The organism is Vibrio atypicus (genome assembly GCF_009811315.1).
In the GTDB taxonomy this organism is placed as follows: Bacteria; Pseudomonadota; Gammaproteobacteria; order Enterobacterales; family Vibrionaceae; genus Vibrio; species Vibrio atypicus.
On sequence record NZ_BLID01000003.1, the window covers coordinates 472,708 to 491,671 of the forward strand.

The 18,964-nt window shown below is 45.1% G+C and carries 11 protein-coding genes; 6 read left to right on the forward strand and 5 right to left on the reverse strand.

Annotation, left to right across the window (positions count from 1 at the left end):
- Positions 1 to 4 precede the first annotated feature (4 nt).
- Positions 5 to 1,186 carry an isochorismate synthase gene (locus tag GVO60_RS09410; protein ID WP_159653229.1) on the forward strand — a complete coding sequence of 394 codons (1,182 nt, stop codon included), beginning with the start codon at positions 5 to 7 and terminating at the stop codon, positions 1,184 to 1,186.
- A gap of 11 nt (positions 1,187 to 1,197) precedes the next feature.
- A complete protein-coding gene (locus GVO60_RS09415) occupies positions 1,198 to 2,814 on the forward strand; it encodes a (2,3-dihydroxybenzoyl)adenylate synthase (RefSeq protein ID WP_159653231.1) in 1,617 nt (538 codons plus the stop codon).
- Between the two features lie 86 nt (positions 2,815 to 2,900).
- On the opposite strand, the gene GVO60_RS09420 is transcribed toward GVO60_RS09415, so the two are convergent.
- The 3 genes from GVO60_RS09420 to GVO60_RS09430 form a co-directional block, all read right to left on the reverse strand.
- On the reverse strand, positions 2,901 to 3,110 hold the full coding sequence (locus GVO60_RS09420) for a hypothetical protein (protein WP_159653233.1): 210 nt from the start codon (positions 3,108 to 3,110) through the stop codon (positions 2,901 to 2,903).
- Between the two features lie 318 nt (positions 3,111 to 3,428).
- Entirely contained in the window at positions 3,429 to 3,641 is a 213-nt protein-coding gene (gene cspE, locus GVO60_RS09425) for a transcription antiterminator/RNA stability regulator CspE (RefSeq protein ID WP_159653235.1), read from the reverse strand.
- Positions 3,642 to 3,935: 294 nt separating this feature from the next.
- Entirely contained in the window at positions 3,936 to 4,820 is an 885-nt protein-coding gene (locus GVO60_RS09430; RefSeq protein WP_159653237.1) for an isochorismatase, read from the reverse strand.
- 202 nt (positions 4,821 to 5,022) lie between these two features.
- On the opposite strand from GVO60_RS09430, the gene fepB reads away from it, so the two are divergent.
- A complete protein-coding gene (gene fepB / locus GVO60_RS09435) occupies positions 5,023 to 6,012 on the forward strand; it encodes a Fe2+-enterobactin ABC transporter substrate-binding protein (RefSeq protein ID WP_159653239.1) in 990 nt (329 codons plus the stop codon).
- Positions 6,013 to 6,058: 46 nt separating this feature from the next.
- Here fepB and entS read toward each other — a convergent pair whose 3' ends face one another.
- Complete coding sequence (gene entS / locus GVO60_RS09440; protein ID WP_159653241.1) at positions 6,059 to 7,351, reverse strand: enterobactin transporter EntS; 1,293 nt, start codon at positions 7,349 to 7,351, stop codon at positions 6,059 to 6,061.
- Between the two features lie 122 nt (positions 7,352 to 7,473).
- Between entS and GVO60_RS09445 the strand changes: the two genes are divergently transcribed.
- The 3 genes from GVO60_RS09445 to GVO60_RS09455 are packed head-to-tail and all read left to right on the forward strand — an operon-like array spanning position 7,474 to position 10,401.
- Positions 7,474 to 8,547 (forward strand): Fe(3+)-siderophore ABC transporter permease, encoded by a 1,074-nt coding sequence (locus GVO60_RS09445; protein ID WP_225874915.1) that lies wholly within the window; start codon positions 7,474 to 7,476, stop codon positions 8,545 to 8,547.
- Positions 8,547 to 9,584: an iron-enterobactin ABC transporter permease gene (gene fepG / locus GVO60_RS09450; RefSeq protein ID WP_159653245.1), complete on the forward strand. Its 1,038-nt coding sequence runs from the start codon at positions 8,547 to 8,549 to the stop codon at positions 9,582 to 9,584. The genes GVO60_RS09445 and fepG overlap by 1 nt, the downstream gene beginning before the upstream one ends.
- A 4-nt stretch (positions 9,585 to 9,588) precedes the next feature.
- Positions 9,589 to 10,401, forward strand: coding sequence for an ABC transporter ATP-binding protein (locus tag GVO60_RS09455; protein ID WP_159653247.1), 813 nt, complete (start codon positions 9,589 to 9,591; stop codon positions 10,399 to 10,401).
- A gap of 56 nt (positions 10,402 to 10,457) precedes the next feature.
- Here GVO60_RS09455 and GVO60_RS09460 read toward each other — a convergent pair whose 3' ends face one another.
- On the reverse strand, positions 10,458 to 18,920 hold the full coding sequence (locus GVO60_RS09460; RefSeq protein ID WP_159653249.1) for a non-ribosomal peptide synthetase: 8,463 nt from the start codon (positions 18,918 to 18,920) through the stop codon (positions 10,458 to 10,460).
- Positions 18,921 to 18,964: the final 44 nt, after the last annotated feature.

Genomic DNA, 18,964 nt, shown 5'->3' on the forward strand with positions numbered 1-18,964 from the left:
ATTTATGAAACGTGAAGTTGTCGGATTCTCCAAAATGGCGGACGAAATCCTAAAGAAGCAGCTCGCAGAAGCCCCGTTCTTTTTCGCTTCTCCTAACACTTCTATGCTAGGCGTCGGTATCGAACAAGCGTTTAACCAAGCGATTCCATTTTCTGAATTGGCCAGCCATGCAACTCAAATGCTGGAAAAAGCCAAAACAGAAGACAATGATAATCCGGTATTATTTGCTGCGGTTCCTTTTGATGAAAACACACCAACCAAATTTTTCATTCCAGAAAAGCTCTATGTTTCTAGTAGTACAAGAGAGCGCAAGAAAGAGTCTCAGAGCCAAAATAAGGCGACGGTTATCTCTCCTCCCACAGGAAATGATTACAAACAAGGCGTATCAACCCTATTGAATCTTTTTGATACCACTGAGCTTTCTAAAGTCGTGTTATCGCGTTCAGTAAGAATCGCAACCGACGAAAGCATTGATCAAAATGCCCTGTTAAAAAATCTTCTCTCAATCAACTCTAGTGGCTACACCTTCTGCGCTAATATTGGCGACAATGCCAAACTGATGGGAGCGAGCCCGGAGTTGCTATTAGCGAAAAAAGGCGCACATGTGATTTCCAATCCGCTTGCGGGTTCACGTCCAAAATCACAAGACGCTACGGATAACCAACAATCTTGTACTTCATTACTCGATACGCAAAAAGATCTGAATGAGCACAGTTTTGTTGTCGAAGAAGTAGAGAAAGTCCTAAGCCGATACTGCCACAACCTGTTTACCCCTATGGTTCCTTCCGTCATTGAGACAGAAACCATGCTCCACCTCTCCACGGTTTTGGAAGGACAAGCTGACGACCCAAACACCAACTCACTACAGATAGCCGCCGATCTCCACCCAACACCTGCTGTATGCGGCTTCCCTAGACAATCGGCTTATCAAGCTATCCGAGAAATCGAAACCTTTGAACGAGGCTACTTCACCGGAATGATCGGTTGGTGTGATGCGCGTGGCAACGGGGAATGGGTTGTAACGATTCGCTGCGCCGAAGTAAACCAGCATGAAATGTGTATCTATGCTGGCGCTGGTATTGTTAACGAATCCTCACCTCAGAGTGAATTAGACGAAACTGGGGCGAAAATGGGTACAATTCTGAAAGCCGCTGGGATTAAAATTGACGATTTACTTACGGCATAAGGTAACAAGTAATGACTTCCAAACAACACGATTTCACTCCTTGGCCCAAAGATTTTGAACAAAAATACAAAGCCAAAGGCTACTGGCAAGATCGAACTTTGATCGATTGTTTAATGGAAACCACCGATCACACTCCGAACGCCATCGCATTGGTGTGCCAAGAGCGTCAATACAGTTATCGCCAGTTCCAAGACAAAATCCTTAGACTAAGCAGCGGGTTTCATTCTTTAGGTTTAACTGCCGGAGACAATGTAGTGCTACAAATGGTGAATGAGGCGGAGTTTTACTTCTGCTTCTTTGCACTAACAATGAATGGCATAAAACCTATTCTTGCACTGCCTGCTCACCGCCATCTCGAACTGAGTTATTTCTGTAACCACTCACAAGCAAAGGCCTACATAACATCTGGCCAAACTTCAGGGGTGGATACACAAACGACGGCGATTCAGTTGATGGAGCAATGTCCGTCATTAACTATTGCAGTTACCACTGGCGAGTCTGACCACGAGCAGATCCATACGCTGGATTCCCTTTATCTAGATCCTTGCTACCAACCTTTAAGTCAGGCAAGCGACGTTGCATTTTATCAGCTTTCAGGCGGTACAACGGGAACACCTAAGCTCATCCCAAGAACTCACAATGACTACGTCTACAGCGTGCTTGGCAGTATTGATATCTGTCAGTTTAACCCCAGCACCAACTACTTATGTGTTCTACCCGTCGCGCACAACTTTCCACTGAGCTCACCTGGTGCACTTGGTATCTTTTTCTCAGGTGGCTGTGTAATCCTAAGTCAAGACACATCACCTAGTGCGGCTTTCAAGCTTGTTGAACGACACAAGGTGACCGTTTCAGCATTAGTTCCCCCACTCGCTCTGTTATGGATGCAATACGCAGATACAGCGCCAGAAGATATTTCTAGCTTGGAACTGGTTCAAGTCGGCGGCGCTAAATTTAGTGAAAGTGCAGCAAGAGAACTACCAGCAATACTTGGTTGCCAGCTACAGCAGGTATTCGGCATGGCAGAAGGGTTGGTGAATTACACTAGACTAGATGATCCTCTGGATGTCATCGTCAAAACTCAAGGGCGCCCTATTTCAGCAGATGATGAAGTACTGGTCGTTGACGAAGATGGGAATAGCGTCGAGGTTGGTCAAGAGGGTCAACTTTTAACACGTGGGCCCTATACGATTCGAGGCTACTATCGTGCGGAAGAACATAATCGACGTTCTTTCAATCACGAAGGTTTCTATTCCACAGGGGATCTGGTTCGAGTTAGGCCAGACGGTAACATCATCGTTACTGGTAGAGATAAGGACCAAATCAATAGAGGCGGCGAAAAAATTGCTGCCGAAGAGGTCGAAAACATCCTGTTGCAACACCAAGATATTCACGACGCCGCGCTGATTGCTATTCCTGACGCATTTCTTGGCGAAAGAAGCTGCGCTATTGTCGTTCTTGACCAAGAAAAGAATGTAAAACCTATCGCGTTAAAACGCTTTTTACACGGTAAAGGGCTCGCGGAGTACAAAATACCGGATCAAATGTACTTTGTTGATGTTCTTCCTAAAACTCCGGTTGGCAAGATAAATAAAAAGCAACTGAAGGAGCAATTTTCAGCTTGCTAAACGTTTAATACCATAAATCAAGAAAGCCGATTTCAATAGAAGTCGGTTTTTTACCAACACTCTTATTAAAAGCTTATCCGTCATGACTAGTGGAACACTTTAAAACAGCCAACAAGGTCGTTGTTTGAATTCATGATGCGTCCACTCTCTGAGCTTTCACAATACGAAAACATCACTCCCATATCGTCAAGATTTCCTTTTACTAATACATGTCGCATCAGTACGTCATCATTGAGTTGATGAATGCTTGAAACCCAAGACAGGTCATCTTTTAATAAATTAAATTTTACTTTCATAGTACCTCTACTTCTTGTTTTTGTTATTTCGGTTTTGTTGAAACCAAAAGCGTTTACGGCCAACGGAACGTGACATAATTTTTCCTTAATAAGTTTTCAAAGGGTGCAAAAATCCATTTGGTAATCGAATAAATACCAATGGGGTTAAATATGTTTTATTTATAATGGAACGAAGAAAACCAGGAACGTAACGACAAATACAGAGGAGGTATTAGGAATGTGTTGGATATTTTCGAGAGTGTTATAAATAGATTAAGTTTGTTTTTAAAAGCGATGACTAACGCAAGCAGCACAGATGCTGCCTGCGTTAATAAAATCTTATTCTGCTACAACGTTAGCAGCTTGAAGACCTTTTTGGCCTTGCTCTACTTCAAAAGACACTTTTTGGCCTTCTGCTAGAGTTTTGAAACCTTCAGAAGCGATAGCACGGAAGTGAACGAATACGTCAGCGCCGCCGTTATCTTGAGTAAGGAAACCAAAACCTTTAGTTTCGTTAAACCACTTTACTGAACCTGTTACTTTGTTAGACATAATGTGTCCCTTATATAAAAATTAAAAATGATTCGCTAAATGCGATGCGCTAGAAGCTTGAATTATTTAATGTATCTATGAAGCTAAGGGAAACACTGAGGATAACAATGAAGGAATTCTGAGGGCTTTACTTTTACAACTGGATGTTTCATTTAATAACTCTGACTAACAGAGCGCCGCTATTGTTAGCTTTTATCGCCGAGAAGTAAAGCAATATTTTCATATTATCAGTGTTAACCTAATTAGATGAGTGGTGTTCACGCCAATCTATAGCCTCACAACACCACTACTTTTTTAAGCCACCACTTGAGTCTGGCTATTATCAATCGTTTCCCACCATTCTCGTAATGTGACTTTCTTAATCACTTCGGTAAAGGAGACAGATACCCCGCCTTTTCGCCAAGATTCAAACAAACTCATTGCGCGAATCGAATCTAAACCTAGCAACATTAGGTTTTCATCTACATCCACCTCTTCTAAATCCAGATCTAGAATATCTGCCACATCCTGCTGCATTGTGGCTAAGTCGAGAGCGACTGCGTTCGATTGACCAGCATTTATCTCATTAATTACGCTTTTAACCGCTTTAACACTTCCAGTACGGCCAGTAATGAATTTAAGCGCTTGTTGGTGCTCTTCCAATGAGAAGTCAGCCACAGCATCACCAACAACAAATGGTTTGATATCAAGCATAAATGCATCTAGAGCCGTGGAAAGAATACCGATGTGAGCATAAACACCAACGATAATCAGTTGGTCACGTCCTGTCTCTCTCATCCATTCCAATAACGGTGTTTTCTTGAATGCGCTGTAACGCCACTTAGTGTAAGTGATGTCGCTCTCTTGCGGCGCAACGTCGGTAATGATACCTGTATCTTGGGTTAACCCTGTGCCCCAAAAATCTGTAAGCAATGCGCGCTCTTCTGGATCTTGGTTGGCAGGCTGAGCGGTGTAGACAACAGGGATCCCCGCCTCTTTCGCGGCAGATTTAATTGATTGAATATTTCTAAGTAGCTCTGGGATCGGCGCTTCTTTTTTATCAAAGAAATTAATGAAGTAATCCTGCATATCGTGAACAAGCAATACAGCTTTGCTGGCATCAACAGTCCAATCCACTTTGTTTTCTGGGAATGCATCACTGTGAGGGATGGCGTAAGCGGCTATCTTGGGAATTGCCATTATTTCTGTCCTTTCCGAGGTATTTCCAACGATTAGATATTCGCAACATAAACTTTGTCGAAATATCAGGAAACGTCACCACCAACAAATGGTAACAATTATCATTTGCAAATAATAAACAGCTACCACCACAAAATCAATTGATAATGGGATTCATTATCAATAAAGTATTTCCCAATAATGACGTTTATTGGAGACCCTTATGCCTCGGCTACCCATCGTAACTCTTACACTTGAGATACTACTCACCACCCTACTCACTGGATGTAACGAAACCGTCCAAGAGACCAAGCCGCTCACCATTTCCGAAGGGTGGCCAAAATCCATTTCAGACAGCTATGGAACCATTACTCTTGATAGTCCACCAAAACGGATCGTATCCACCAGCGTTTCAATTACTGGCACGCTTCTTACCATAGACGCTCCTCTCATCGCATCAGGAGGCACACGCCCCAATACCAAAGTCGCGAATGAAGATGGCTTCTTTAAACAGTGGAGTGAGGTCGCGAATGAACGAAAGGTGACACCCTTGTACCAAGGTGTGGCGAATGCTGAATCCGTAGCAAAGCAAAAGCCAGATTTGATCCTTGTTTCCGCCACCGGAGGTGATTCAGCAGTCAAATTGTACAAACAGTTTTCAACTATCGCGCCTACTATTGTGGTGAACTATGATGACAAGAGCTGGCAAGATCTAGCCCGACTCTTAGCAGACATCACCGATAAAAAAGCAGAAGCAGAACGCGCTATTTCGAAATTCGAGACCAAATTGGCCGATGTCAAAAAGCGGATAGTACTGCCACACCAGCCAATATCTGCACTGGTGTATTATGGTGATGATCGTGGAGGAAATTTTTGGACCAAGGAGTCTGCGCAAGGACAAGTGCTTTCTTCATTGGGCTTTAGTCTGAGCGAGTTACCGAAAGGGTTAAAAGATAATCATCAAATGGGCAAGCGAAAGGATATTGTTCCCGTCAATGGTGAGAAGTTCGCTGATGCAATTACAGGGCAATCTGTTCTACTCTTCGCTGCAAACGACTCCACTGTTAGCCAGATGACAAGCAATAAGTTTATTTCGCATCTGACTCCCATTACTCAAAGCCGTGTCTACGCTATGGGGGACGACTCTTTTCGACTCGACTACTACAGCTCAATGAACTTGCTTTCGACTATAGAATCAACCTTTCATCAATAAGAAGCGCCATTAAAAAATACCGCCTTACTAAAGGCGGTATTTTCAATCAACTGGTCGCGGCTGCCGGAGTCGGCGTTTGCTCCTCTTCTTCAGGGTTTGGAGCTAAGGCAGGATCAAATAACGTCACTTGTCGCAATGAGCGAAATGCCATCACCATCAACATACCAATGCCCGTCGCACCAAGCCCGAAGCTAAACACCGACATTGTTGGTGCCATCACTTTACCCAAGGCCCCAAGCCCTACAGCACCAATGGAGTCGCCCGTAACATCCTGCGCGGTCCATAGGCTACTAACTCGTCCTAATAGATGATCAGGCGTGTGGCCTTGTACAATCGAGTATTGAACCAGAGAAGCCACTGAACCTAAGTAGCCATAAACAACTAAGATAGCAAGAAACAGCCAGAAGTTGCCCGCCAGTCCCATCAGCATAATGCTCACAAATGCGCCCATGGTCGAATAAATCATTACCATACCTGGCTTCTTCGATTCTTTGACCCATCCAGATGTTAAAGCACCTATAATCGCCCCTAAAGGAATCGCCGAATACATTAGACCTGCATTAGTCGCGTCACCAGTAAAAGTCTCTAATGCCAACGCAGGGAACATCACTCGTACCGCTGTTGCTAAGGTCTCTAACGTACCAAATACAACGACACAACCAACCACCTTGTTAGAGAATAAGAACTTTACGCCCTCGTATAATGACAGAAGTGGGTTCTCAGGCGTTTTGTGAGTCGGCTTCATAGAAGGCAAACGGAATAAAGGAATCAAGGTGCAAAGTGTTCCCACCGATGCCGCAAGGTAGTTCCAACTTACGTCGCCAAATGAAATGATCAATCCGCCAATCGCAGGTGATAGCACCATACCCATACGCACCGTTAACATACTCAACGCTGCGGCCGAAGGAAGATTCTCTCGCCCAACAATGACTGGCAGTGAAGCCATTAAGGCTGTCATTCCCATAGCACCGAAGAAACCATCCCACACGGACAGAATATACAGCGCCGCAAGTGAGGCTTCTGCCAACATGCTGTTAAGCGCTAAAGCACCAAAACCAATACCACAGGTCGCTCGGGCAAATAAGATCAGTTTGCGTCGGTCGTATTTATCCGCTAGCACGCCACCAAGTAACAGCCCGACAAACATCCCGATTCCATCCAACGCCATAATCAAACCAACTTGCAATGTCGACCCGGTCATTTGGTGAATTTGTATCGGTACCGCAACTGTCATCATCCCAAGCGCTAGTACAGACATCATCCTAGCAATGAATACCATTCTGAAATGGGGGTTTTCTTTCAGCAAACTAAAATCTAAGAGTAATTTAGGTGTTTTCATGAGCTTAATACGCAAAAATTGAGGAAATAAAAAGAGTTAGCCGTAAGTACGAATGCTTAAAGCTTGAACATTCTAGTCTGCAAACTATAATAATAGCAATGATAATTATTTTCATTTAAATTGTGGCTAACTTGAATCTACCCTCCTCAGCTATCAAGACTAAGCTGAAACCGGCTAATACATCGTCTTGCTCTCCCAACACAAAAAGCGCCCATACGATCAAGCTAATAACTCTTTTCGTTCTTTTGCTTGTCGTTTGCTTTGCTAGCCTTTTTATTGGCGCTAAAAGTATCTCGATGACAACAGTTATGCAGGCGGTTATCGGTAATGTTCAGTCAACAGAGGCTCAAATCGTTCTTGAAAGCCGTTTACCGAGAGCCCTTGTCGGTCTGATTGTGGGCGCAGCATTGGCTGTTGCAGGCTGCCTAATTCAATCGATAACACGTAATCCCCTCGCCGACCCGGGAATTCTCGGCGTGAATTCCGGAGCAAGCTTTTGTGTATTGGCAGGTATTATTTGGGTTGGAAATCAAAGCATTGCAGAGCATCTATGGTTTGCATTTTTTGGTGCCATGATCACAAGCATTTTTGTTTACTTTATCGGAACATACAAAGAAGCGAGAGTGAATCCCCTTAAGATTACCCTCGCCGGTGTCGCAATCGGCGCCTTGCTAGCAGGTATTTCCTCTACTATTACCCTGATGAGCCCAATGGCCTTCGACCAAATGAGGTTTTGGGACGCAGGTTCTTTAGACGTTAGAAATATAGAGCTTATTTCTTTTGTCACTCCTCCAATAGTTTTAGGTCTGCTCGCCGCGTTGATTATCTCACCATCGCTCGACAACCTGGCACTCGGTGAAGACGTCGCACAAGGCTTGGGCACAAATGTCCGTATCATCCAACTGACCGCTCTTGTTTCTATCGCTTTACTTTGTGGCAGTGCCACCGCTATCGCAGGGCCGATTGGATTTATTGGGTTAATGATTCCACACATCGCAAGACGGCTATCAGGGCCAAACCAACTGTGGCTAAGCTTATATTCAATTTGCCTTGGCCCTTTATTGTTAATCAGCGCCGATATCATAGGGCGAATCATCGCAACCAATGAAATACGAGTCTCTATTGTGACCGCGTTTGTTGGAGCTCCTGTGCTTATCTACTTGGCACGAAAAGTTACTTCATTTGGCAAACTCTAATGCAACCTTCGAAAACGATACTGTTCGGCAGCCAATCAGGCTCTCACAACATACTCATCCCAGTCAAAAGCTTACATTGGTGCCTAGCGCTTAGCCTAATGACTTTGATTGTCGCGGCTATCGCTCTCTCAACGGGGCAACTTAAAACGTCTTTCACAGAATTAACCCAAGTTTTCTTTGGCGATGGTGATAGCTTTTTATCAACGGTCGTTTTGGAATGGCGCCTACCCCGCCTTATTTCAAGCCTTTTGTTTGGTGCCGCTTTAGGGATCAGCGGTGCACTATTTCAATCGCTTATTCGTAATCCTTTAGGTAGCCCAGATATTATCGGTTTCAATACAGGCGCTTACACCGGTGCGCTAATCGTCATCATTTTACTTGGCGGTAACTACTTCCAAATCGCTTTAGGAGCCATAGCAGGGGGGATTGCCTGCGCGGCGATCGTCTATCTTTTAGCATTTAAGCAAGGCGTTGAGGGATTCAGGCTGATCATTATTGGCATTGGTATCAGTGCAATGTTAAGTGCTTTTAATACTTGGCTTATGGTCTCTAGCAGCTTAGAAACAGCCATGAGCGCAGCCTTGTGGGGAGCAGGCTCTCTGAACGGCCTAAGCTGGGATATGGTGCTTCCTTCTTTTCTGTTTATTGGCGTTGCAATATTGGCCGCGCTAGTACTCGCTCGGAAAATGAATATTCTCGAAATGGGTGATGACAGCGCCAATATGTTAGGGGTAGACAGTGAAAGAACGCGTCAACTGGCGATGCTATTTGGCGTTATTTTAACCGCAGCGGTCACTGCCACCGCAGGGCCTATCTCATTTGTTTCTTTAGTTGCCCCTCAACTTGCTAAAAAACTGACTAAGCAAGGCGGAGTCGGTGTCATACCTTCTGCACTTATGGGCGCGATGCTCTTAACCTTATCGGACTTCGCTGCGTCGAATCTTTTTGCTCCTAACCAATTACCGGTCGGAATGGTTACCATCAGTATTGGCGGTTTCTACCTGATCTACCTTTTAATTCAACAATCAGGAAACTGATGCTTTGACTGACGTATTACAATCAACACCGCCAAATAGAAATCGTCTGACGGCCAACGATATCACGCTAGGTTATCAAGAATCACTGATCGCACGAGATTTATCTCTGGAAATCCCAGACAAGAAGTTTTCAGTGATTCTTGGACCTAACGGCTGCGGAAAGTCGACTTTGCTAAGAGGTTTAAGCAAGCTTCTGAACCCGAGCAAGGGAAGTATCCATTTCGATGGCAAAGACCTTCAACACTATCCGCGAAAAACCCTAGCGAAAATGTTGGGGCTGTTACCACAATCAGCTATCGCCCCTAGCGGTATAACCGTTCACGATTTGGTTGCACGCGGCCGGTTTCCTCATCAATCTTTTTTGCGCCGTTGGACGACAGAAGATGAAAAAGCAGTCAATGAAGCGATTAAGGCAACACACATAGACGAGCTACTTGACCAAACGGTTGAGTCTTTATCAGGAGGGCAACGCCAGCGTGTTTGGGTTGCCATGGTGCTCGCTCAGAATACACCTTATGTCCTGCTTGATGAACCAACCACCTACTTAGATATCGCGCATCAAATCGAGTTACTTGAGCTTTTCAAAGCGTTAAACAGAAATGAAAAGCGTACCATTGTTGCTGTGTTGCATGACCTAAACCATGCCTGTCGCTATGCCGATCATCTGATTGTGATGAAATCAGGTGAGATAGTCGCTCAAGGCGAACCTAAACAGATCATCACAGAATCCTTGATTCAAGAGGTTTACGGACTCAATAGCATGATTATTGACGACCCTTTAACCCACACCCCACTCGTTCTGCCTAAGCCTTATTAGCCCCCTATTCTTGTCAATCAAAATTAAAAAAGCCGGCTGTTACGCCGGCTTGATCTTTATGACTTTAAAGTCTCTGTTTGGTTAAGTCGCTTATTCAGCTGCTGACCAATTTCCGCAACATTATCCGGAGCGATAATGTCTTCATGAGAACAGTCAAAATAGAGTTTTTCTACCCCACCAATAAACGATTGCCAATGTTGATCAATATCGTACCCGTCTGGAACCGTTTTCTGAGCTACGAACAGATCAGCTTGACCGCTATATCTTGGAGAATTCGCTCCCGATAGTAGGCGAATCGCTCCTTCGTAGTTAGAAACAATGGTTTGAAACATTTCCAACCTCTGCTGATCCAGAGCATCATCCGTCACATCGTTTGAGGCAAGGAACTGTGCTTTTTCTCGCTCTAGTTCGTTCTCTTCTTCCTCACTCATTGGTCCTTCCCAATCCTGGCCTTCAGGCGGATAAGTATCCAATAAACCAAGGTAACCAACTGCGTCGCCATTTTGTTCTAATTTCGCCGCAAGATGTTGAGCAACATTACCACCAAAAGAGTAGCCCAACAGATGATAAGGACCTTCTGGCTGTATCTCTTTGAGTAGCTTAAAGTAGATTTCACACGCCTCTTTCATATCTTGAGCTGTGGTTATCGCGCCCGACAGATCAGGAGATTGCAAGCCAACAATTGGGTAACGGCCATCTAAAAACTTAGGTAGCCCCGTGTATTGCCAAGCAAACCCTGAACCAGAGTTAATGCAAAACAGTGCCGGACCATCACCAGCTCGAATAGGTAACATGGTCCCAAACCCAGCTTGAGTCGGGTCTTTAAGCGCATCTTCATCCAATAGCAGTAGCGTTAACTTCTCAACCGTCGGGTTAACCATGATTTGTCCCACAGTGACAGGCATATTAAGCACACGTCGTATATCTGCCGCGAGCTTCATTGCCATCAAGGAATGACCACCTAAGGCAAAGAAGTCATCCTCTGCAGACAGCGTCTCTAGTTCCAAGACCTCGGCGAAAATAGCCGCTAACTGCGCTTCAAGCCCAGGGCTAGCTTTTCTACCTTCACCTGCTGCAATGTCACTTGGTAATGGCAAGGCCTTGCGATCTAATTTGCCATTGGCACTCAAAGGGAAGTCATCAAGAATAATGACCGCAATCGGTACCATATGGGCTGGGAGATGCTCCGCGAGCATAGCTTTAAGTTCTGCCCCATCCATTTGCGCCCCATCATTTAGAATGACATAACCGACGAGTTGACGATCATCCGCACCAGCCATTTTCTTCTCTGACCCTAACGCTTTTGCGCACACTAACGCTTGCTTCACATCTGGCAATGCCTGCAACGCGGTTTCTATCTCACCAAGTTCAATCCTTTGGCCACGAATTTTGAGTTGATCGTCACTGCGACCTAAATACTCTATCTTTCCTGAAGGCAACCATCGAACAACGTCTCCTGTACGATACATTCGCTCACCCGTTCCAAATGGGCTCGCAATGAAACGATCAGCCGTTAATGAGCTTCTATTCAAATAACCAATTGCAAGCTGATCACCAGCAAGATAGAGCTCACCCGGAACACCAATCGGCGTTTCTCTTAGGAAGCTATCTAACACGTAAACTTGTGTATTCCACACTGGTAAACCAATCGGAACGCTAGTCCCAAGGCTCTCTTCCAATGGTTCACCAAACGCAGGGCAATAAGTCACATCCACCGCCGCTTCTGTTGGTCCATACAAGTTGTGCAAAGGTGCGTCTATCCATTTCGCGTACTCATTTGAAAGCTCTTTGGATAGAGCTTCACCTGAACAGAACACACGCTTAAGGCTAGTCGCTACTTTGCTTCCTGCTTCAGTATTTGAGTCAATCGACGCCATAAAGGCGGCCAACATTGAAGGCACAAAGTGCATAGTTGTGACATGGTAATCGTCTATCACCTGCATCAGCCATTCAGGATCTTTGTGGGATTCAGCCGGTGCCATCGCCAGTGTGGATCCTTGAATCAATGGCCAGAAGAATTCCCATACAGAAACATCGAAGCTACATGGTGTTTTTTGTAAAACCACGTCATGCTCTGCAAGTTGATATTCAAATTGCATCCACTGTAGGCGGTTTACAATAGCCTTGTGAGAAACAAGTACACCCTTTGGATTGCCCGTCGAGCCCGAGGTGTAGATGATATAAGCACCATGCTCAGCCGTTAACGACTCTTGATTTGAAACTTCACTAAACGGGCTCGGCTTAGGTAGCTGATCCAATATCAAAAGTTCGCCTAAGTGACTAAAGCGCTCTTGATATTCAGAGGTAGTAATAATCAACTTCGGCTTGGCATCATTGATCATGTAAGCCAATCGCTCATCTGGGTAGCTGACATCAAGTGGTAAATAAGCACCGCCACATTCGATGATACTGTTGAATGCCAAGCTTAGTTTCACACTTCGTGGGAGCGCAACGGCAACAATATCTCCTACCCCGACATGATGTTGAGTCAACAAGTTAGCGAAACCGTTGACTTGATGACGCATCTCTTGATAGCTGAATGCTTTTTCGCCATCGACCAAAGCAAGGTTATTTGGTGTTTTCAGCGCTTGCTCAGCCATTAAGTGACGTAGCGTCGTATTACAAACCAAAGCTGACGTATGGTTAATACAGCGTTGTAGCTCAATCTCTTCATTCAAACGTAAATCCAACTGAGTCAGCGGTAAGTCAGGGAAGTCGATGACGGTTTGCAATACTTTTTCAAACCTTCTCATCACTTTCTCTGCAACACCCGATGTATCGCGATATTCAAACAAGATATGAATCTGCTCACCAGGGAGAACCAAGATGGTTAACGGATAATGGGTATAGCCACGGTTATGGATGTCAATTAGCTGAGCGCCTTGATAATCCTGCTGATACCAATCTGAATGATCAGGGTAGTTCTCGACCACTAGCAAGGTATCAAACAGAGTTTCGCCCCCCGCTAATTGCTGAATTTCGCCTAGACCAAGCTCATCATGCTCTAGCAGTTGAATCTGCGTTTCTTGATGCACTTTTAACTGCTCAAGAAGGCTCAGCTTCGCGTTCAGTTTCATGCGAACTGGAATTGTATTACTGAACAAACCAATGTGTTCATCAATGCCTTTTACATGACCAAATCGTCCAGAGATTGGCGTGCCAAACACCACGTCTTCTCGCCCCGTCATACTGCCCAAGATTGAAGACCAGATACCTTGCATGAGGCTATTCATTGTCAGGCCTGAGCGACGAAGTAATTGACTTAAGCGCTGTGTCGTCTCTTTATCAATCGTCAGCTCAAGCTCTTTAACCTCATCATTAAGCGGTACATCTTCAAACGCAATATTAGGATTAACGTCTTGGAGTACTTCGCGCCACAACTGTTGTGCGGGAGTTTTATCGCGCTGTTTAAGCTGACTGACAACGTCCGAATATTTTGCAGAAACCGATGAAAGCTCTGAATTAACGCTAGAGTAAGCCGTTAAGAAATCACGCAGTAGGATTGGTGTGGACCAGCCATCAACAACCAAGTGGTGTGCAGAAATCAATAGCGTGCTGATATCTTGACCGTGATAAATTAACGTCGCATTGAGCAATGACTCTTCAGGGTTGTTGAGATCGAATTGTCGAACCAATTCCTCCTTTTGGACTTGTGCAAGATTACTTTGTTGCTGCTCAATACTTTGATTACGTAGATCAAAGCATTTCATCGGCCAGTCAGATAATTGAGCTGGAATAAGCTGTATCGTGTGACCAAGTACCAAGCTATCAAATTTTGCCAACAATTGAGGATGACGAGCAATGACAGCATTCAATGCCTGTTGTACACATTGCTGCTTAACCTCACCTTGGAAAGTAAGTCGTGTCATGGAGTTATAGTTGCTGTTTTCATCACCTAATTGAGATTGGAACAACAAACCTTCCTGCAATGGTAGAGCTGGCAATACATCAGAAACTGTACCGTAGTGCGCCGCTAATAGAGCCGCATCGCTTAGTGTAATACTCTCTTGCGTGTATTCTGCCGGCACTTTGAGAGCCATTTCCGCATCACAACTACTCGATAGCCAACTTAAAGCCTGCTCCAGTTTTTGCTCAATACCTTGGCAAATAGAGGCGATCTCTTGGTGATCAAATTGAGCATTATCCCACGCCCAATTAAGAGCGAGTTGCGGTTTTTGCTTTGACTCATCAACAAAGATATTTAGCTCTAAATCATGCAGCAACGTTTGGTCGCCATCTAAAGCCACTGCAAATGTATCAGCGAATTTCCCTTCACGTGTGATTGGAGCCCAAGTGCCCTCCGCTTTTTCAAAGCGACCAAGGTAGTTGAACAACAACGAAGCTTTGCTGCGCTTTGCCAATAAGCTAAATTCATCGCGATATGGATTATCTAGATACTTGAGAGACATGTAGCCCAAGCCGTTATCCTTAATACTCCTTTTCGCTTGCTTAACTTCTTTCAGCAAATCCGAAATCCCGTTGCTCGCAACATCAATTACCAATGGGTATTCCGTCGTAAACCAACCTAGTGTTTGCGTTAAGTTAAGTGTCGAGTCAAATTCTTCCCGGCCATGAGATTCCAAATTCAGCTTAATCGAATCTTTTTGGTAGATGTCACCAAGCACAGAAGCTACAGAGGCAATCAACAACTCATCGATATCAATCGCCGCAGTACTTTGGCTCTGGCTGAGTAGCTTTTCAGTGATATCCGCCGTTAACAACACCCGCTCATGAACAATCGCGCCTTGTTTATTAACGACTTTTAATGGTTCAACCGTTCGCGTTTCGCGCTCACGCCACATCTCAACTTGATGGTTAATTTCAGTCACATGCTGATGTAGTGCTTTTGACCAAGTGTTGAGACCCGTCACTTCTGCAGCAATCTCGATGCTATCTCCAGTAACTTGAGCACGGGTTAAGGCTCTCAATTGCGGTAACAGGATACGCCATGAAACGCCATCAATGATTAAGTGGTGAGCAAGAATCATCAACCCCTTGTTACCCACTTCATCATTGACCAGCACAAGTTGTATTAATTGACCCGTCGACAATGATAATTTTTGGCTCGAACGTTCAAACAAATCATCAAGGTTCGCATCTGCTAAATCATTGACCGCTACAGAATCAACCCATGAAGGTGGATCCAGCTTGTCGATAGATGCAATGAGATATTTAGCACCCTCTTTAACTAATCGACATGCCGAATTTTTGGTGACTAGTTGCTTGAGTGCTGCCTGTAGATGCAATAGGGTCGTTTCAGGTTCAACTTCGACAAAGACTCCCTGAACATAACTCGTATCTACAGAGAAAGTCTCTTCAAACCATTGCCACATTGGTAGTGGTTCAATTTCACCGTCTTGACTGACCGTAACCTGAGACTGCAGTGGTTTCATCAATGCCGCCATCGCATCAATTTTGCGCGCTGCAAATATTTCTCTCGGGCGTAGTTCATAACCAGCTTTTCTCAGCAGCGTGCCCAATCCCATGGCAGAAATGCTATCGCCGCCCAAATTAAAGAAATCATCATTGGAGCCTACTTGTTCTGCTCCAAGCAGTTCACTAATAGCACCGCATAGTACTTCTTCTTGTTCATTGGCTGGCGCAACCCACTCTACACCAGAGCTCAAGACTGGCTTAGGCAACGCTTTTCTATCTATTTTGCCATTAAGATTGAGTGAAAAAGCATCTAAAACAATTAAAGCGGCTGGCACCATGTACTCTGGTAACAAACTCGAAATCAGTGCCAACAGCGCCGCTTCATCAAACTTGGTTTTCGCATCATTGGTTAAGGTGCAGTATGCCAGCAGTCGGTGAGAATCCGCATGGCGCTCCGCGATCACTACCGTCGTGTCGACTCCCTCAATGGCGTTGATTGCGCTTTCGACATCTCCTAACTCAATACGGAAGCCGCGAATTTTTACCTGATCGTCACTTCGGCCAATGAAATCCAGTTGGCCATTGTCCCTCCACTTAACCAAATCGCCGCTACGATACATGATTTGACCATGTTCAAATGGATTAGCCACAAACCGTTCTGCGGTCATCCCAGCTTGATTCAAGTAGCCTTTCGCCAAGCCAGCGCCCGCTAGATAAAGCTCACCCGCAACACCCACGGCAGTTCTATTTAACTCTTGATCAAGAACATACGCCTTGGCATTTAAGATGGGCGTGCCAATCACTGGTGTATCATCAGAGATCAACGGCGCACTTACGGCATCAACGGTGAACTCTGTTGGCCCATAGAAGTTTTCAACATGTAGATCTGGGAACGCCTTTACTCTCGACCACAACTGCTCTGGCACAGCCTCACTGCCGATCAACACTAAGGAGGGAACGTGTTCTGCCTCCATTAGGCTGTTATCTAACATTTGGCTAAACAGTGATGGGGGGAGATCTAGCGCATTGATCTTATCCTGCACGACTCTTTCACACAGCTCGTACGCATCTTTACGCTGCTCATCATCGTAGAGATAGAGTGTGTGACCGCAAAGCATCCAAATGACTTGTTCCCATGAAGCATCGAAAGAGAATGAAGTTGTATGCGCAGCACGAATTTGCACTTCTTTAGCTGAAACTTGCTGCTTCAACGAAACTGCGCTGATCGCTTTGGCAAATATCGACCCTTGATGAGAATGGAGCAGATTGAGTAGTGCGCCATGGGTATTCATAACGCCTTTCGGTTTACCCGTCGAACCGGATGTAAACACAATATAGGCCACATCCGATTGATAAATCTCTGCAGTTGGACGCTTATCAGGTTGGCAGCGGTTTAGCTCATTAAGCGTGATAAAGCGAGTTACGCGTTGCCAAGATAACGATTCGCCATCAGTTACAATCACCCCCCAAGGCTGCGCCTGTTCTATGATGGTTTCAATACGCTCTTGCGGATAACCAAGATCAATCGGTAGATAAGTTGCCCCACTACGCAGTATCGCCAACATAGTAATGATCGTATCTGGAGAGCGTGGTAATGCGACACCAACAATATCTCCCTTACCCGCACCCAATGCTTGGATCTTATGAGCGCGATCTTTGACCGCTTTACCAAGCTCAGCAAAGCTCCAACTCTGCCCTCCAAAGTGAAGTGCCATCGCGTTAGGTTTCTGCTCTAATTGACGCTCAAAGAGATCGATAACTGTATTTTCACCCGCAATAGAAGGCTGCGAACGACCGTGCGACCAATCAGATATTAAATCTTGTTCACTTGGCGGTATCGTCATCAATTCTTGCAGCGCGATATTGGGGTTACAAGCAACTTGCTCCACCATAAATGCAAATCGCTGCAAGTGAAGATCGAGCGCATGTTGAGAGTACTTTGTCGCACTTGCCGTAAGCGTTAAGCTCAACTGGTTGTTGTTTAACTGAGGTGAAAACTCAATATCATCAATCGGGCCAGCGGAAAGAATATGCGTTGTTGCTCGCGCTCCAGCCAGTTCAAGATCATCTTCAAACGGCTTGAAATTGAGCATTGGCCCATAGAGAGGCTGGCCTACTTTACCAATGTCACGCTGTATTTGCTCCGCATCGTACATTTGATGACGACGAGCTTGGCGAATCGCCTTATTCATTGCTTTTGCAATATCAACAATGGTCATGCTTGAGTCAATGTCGACTGCGACGGGCAGTACATTCACGACTGCGCCGGATGAGCTTATCGCAGAGCTGCCCATTCGTCGCATAAACGGAAAGCCAACACACACGCATTTTTGATTGGATTGCTGATGGAGGTATGCGAAAACCAGTGCCATTGCCAACTCTGACGGCAAGATTTTGTTCCCTTCCCGATTTAGCCAACCTCCACCAGCAAGCTCGATGGTGAGCTTTTCAATGCCTTGAGCTTCTAAATTACGACCGCCGGTTGTTAGTGAGATTGGCTCTGGTAACAGCTTTGCCTGCCCCAACCAGTAATCCTTCGCCTTGGAATGCTGCTCACTTTGTAGATAAGCTTGATGCTCCAATGCCACCTCTTTGAATGAGCTTAACGACTCTGGTAGCGGCGTGCCTTTAGTAAGGTGGTTATAGGTGCTGACAATATAGTGAGTGATGCTATTGAAGCTAAATCCATCAACATCAATATGGTGATATCTTTGATACCAAAGCCATTTTGGCGCTTCTGACTCACCAACATAGATGAGTGCGTGTCGATAACGAGGACTTTCACTTTCAAGATCAATGACGCTGGCGAGATCTTGTTCCATCCAATTAAGCGCAGACTGCTCAGCGTCAGCTGCTTCAGAAAAGTCCAACACTTCAAGTGCATCTGTCTCAAATCGTTGTTCAGAGAACAGCTGCTGTACTTCTCCATCCATTTCAACATAGCGGCAATGTAAAGAATCCGCCGCCTCAATACCAAGTTTGACCGCATTGGCAAATTTATCGAGATCGATATCTCCCTCGATTTCTACATAATGCGCGACATTAAATTCCTCGGGGTTTGGCATAACTTGCTGCGCAAACCATATCCCCTGTTGCGTACCAATTAGAGGACATCTCTCTTCTCTCGCATCTTGGGCATGCATTCGTCCATTCCTTAAAACTAATAATCAAATTTTTCTAGTTATAG

Excerpts from the sequence above, each read along its gene's own strand:
- GVO60_RS09410 (WP_159653229.1), top strand. The coding sequence starts at position 5 with ATGAAACGTGAAGTTGTCGGATTCTCCAAAATGGCGGACGAAATCCTA.
- GVO60_RS09415 (WP_159653231.1), top strand. The coding sequence starts at position 1,198 with ATGACTTCCAAACAACACGATTTCACTCCTTGGCCCAAAGATTTTGAA.
- GVO60_RS09420 (WP_159653233.1), bottom strand. The coding sequence starts at position 3,110 with ATGAAAGTAAAATTTAATTTATTAAAAGATGACCTGTCTTGGGTTTCA.
- cspE (WP_159653235.1), bottom strand. The coding sequence starts at position 3,641 with ATGTCTAACAAAGTAACAGGTTCAGTAAAGTGGTTTAACGAAACTAAA.
- GVO60_RS09430 (WP_159653237.1), bottom strand. The coding sequence starts at position 4,820 with ATGGCAATTCCCAAGATAGCCGCTTACGCCATCCCTCACAGTGATGCA.
- fepB (WP_159653239.1), top strand. The coding sequence starts at position 5,023 with ATGCCTCGGCTACCCATCGTAACTCTTACACTTGAGATACTACTCACC.
- entS (WP_159653241.1), bottom strand. The coding sequence starts at position 7,351 with ATGAAAACACCTAAATTACTCTTAGATTTTAGTTTGCTGAAAGAAAAC.
- fepG (WP_159653245.1), top strand. The coding sequence starts at position 8,547 with ATGCAACCTTCGAAAACGATACTGTTCGGCAGCCAATCAGGCTCTCAC.
- GVO60_RS09460 (WP_159653249.1), bottom strand. The coding sequence starts at position 18,920 with ATGCATGCCCAAGATGCGAGAGAAGAGAGATGTCCTCTAATTGGTACG.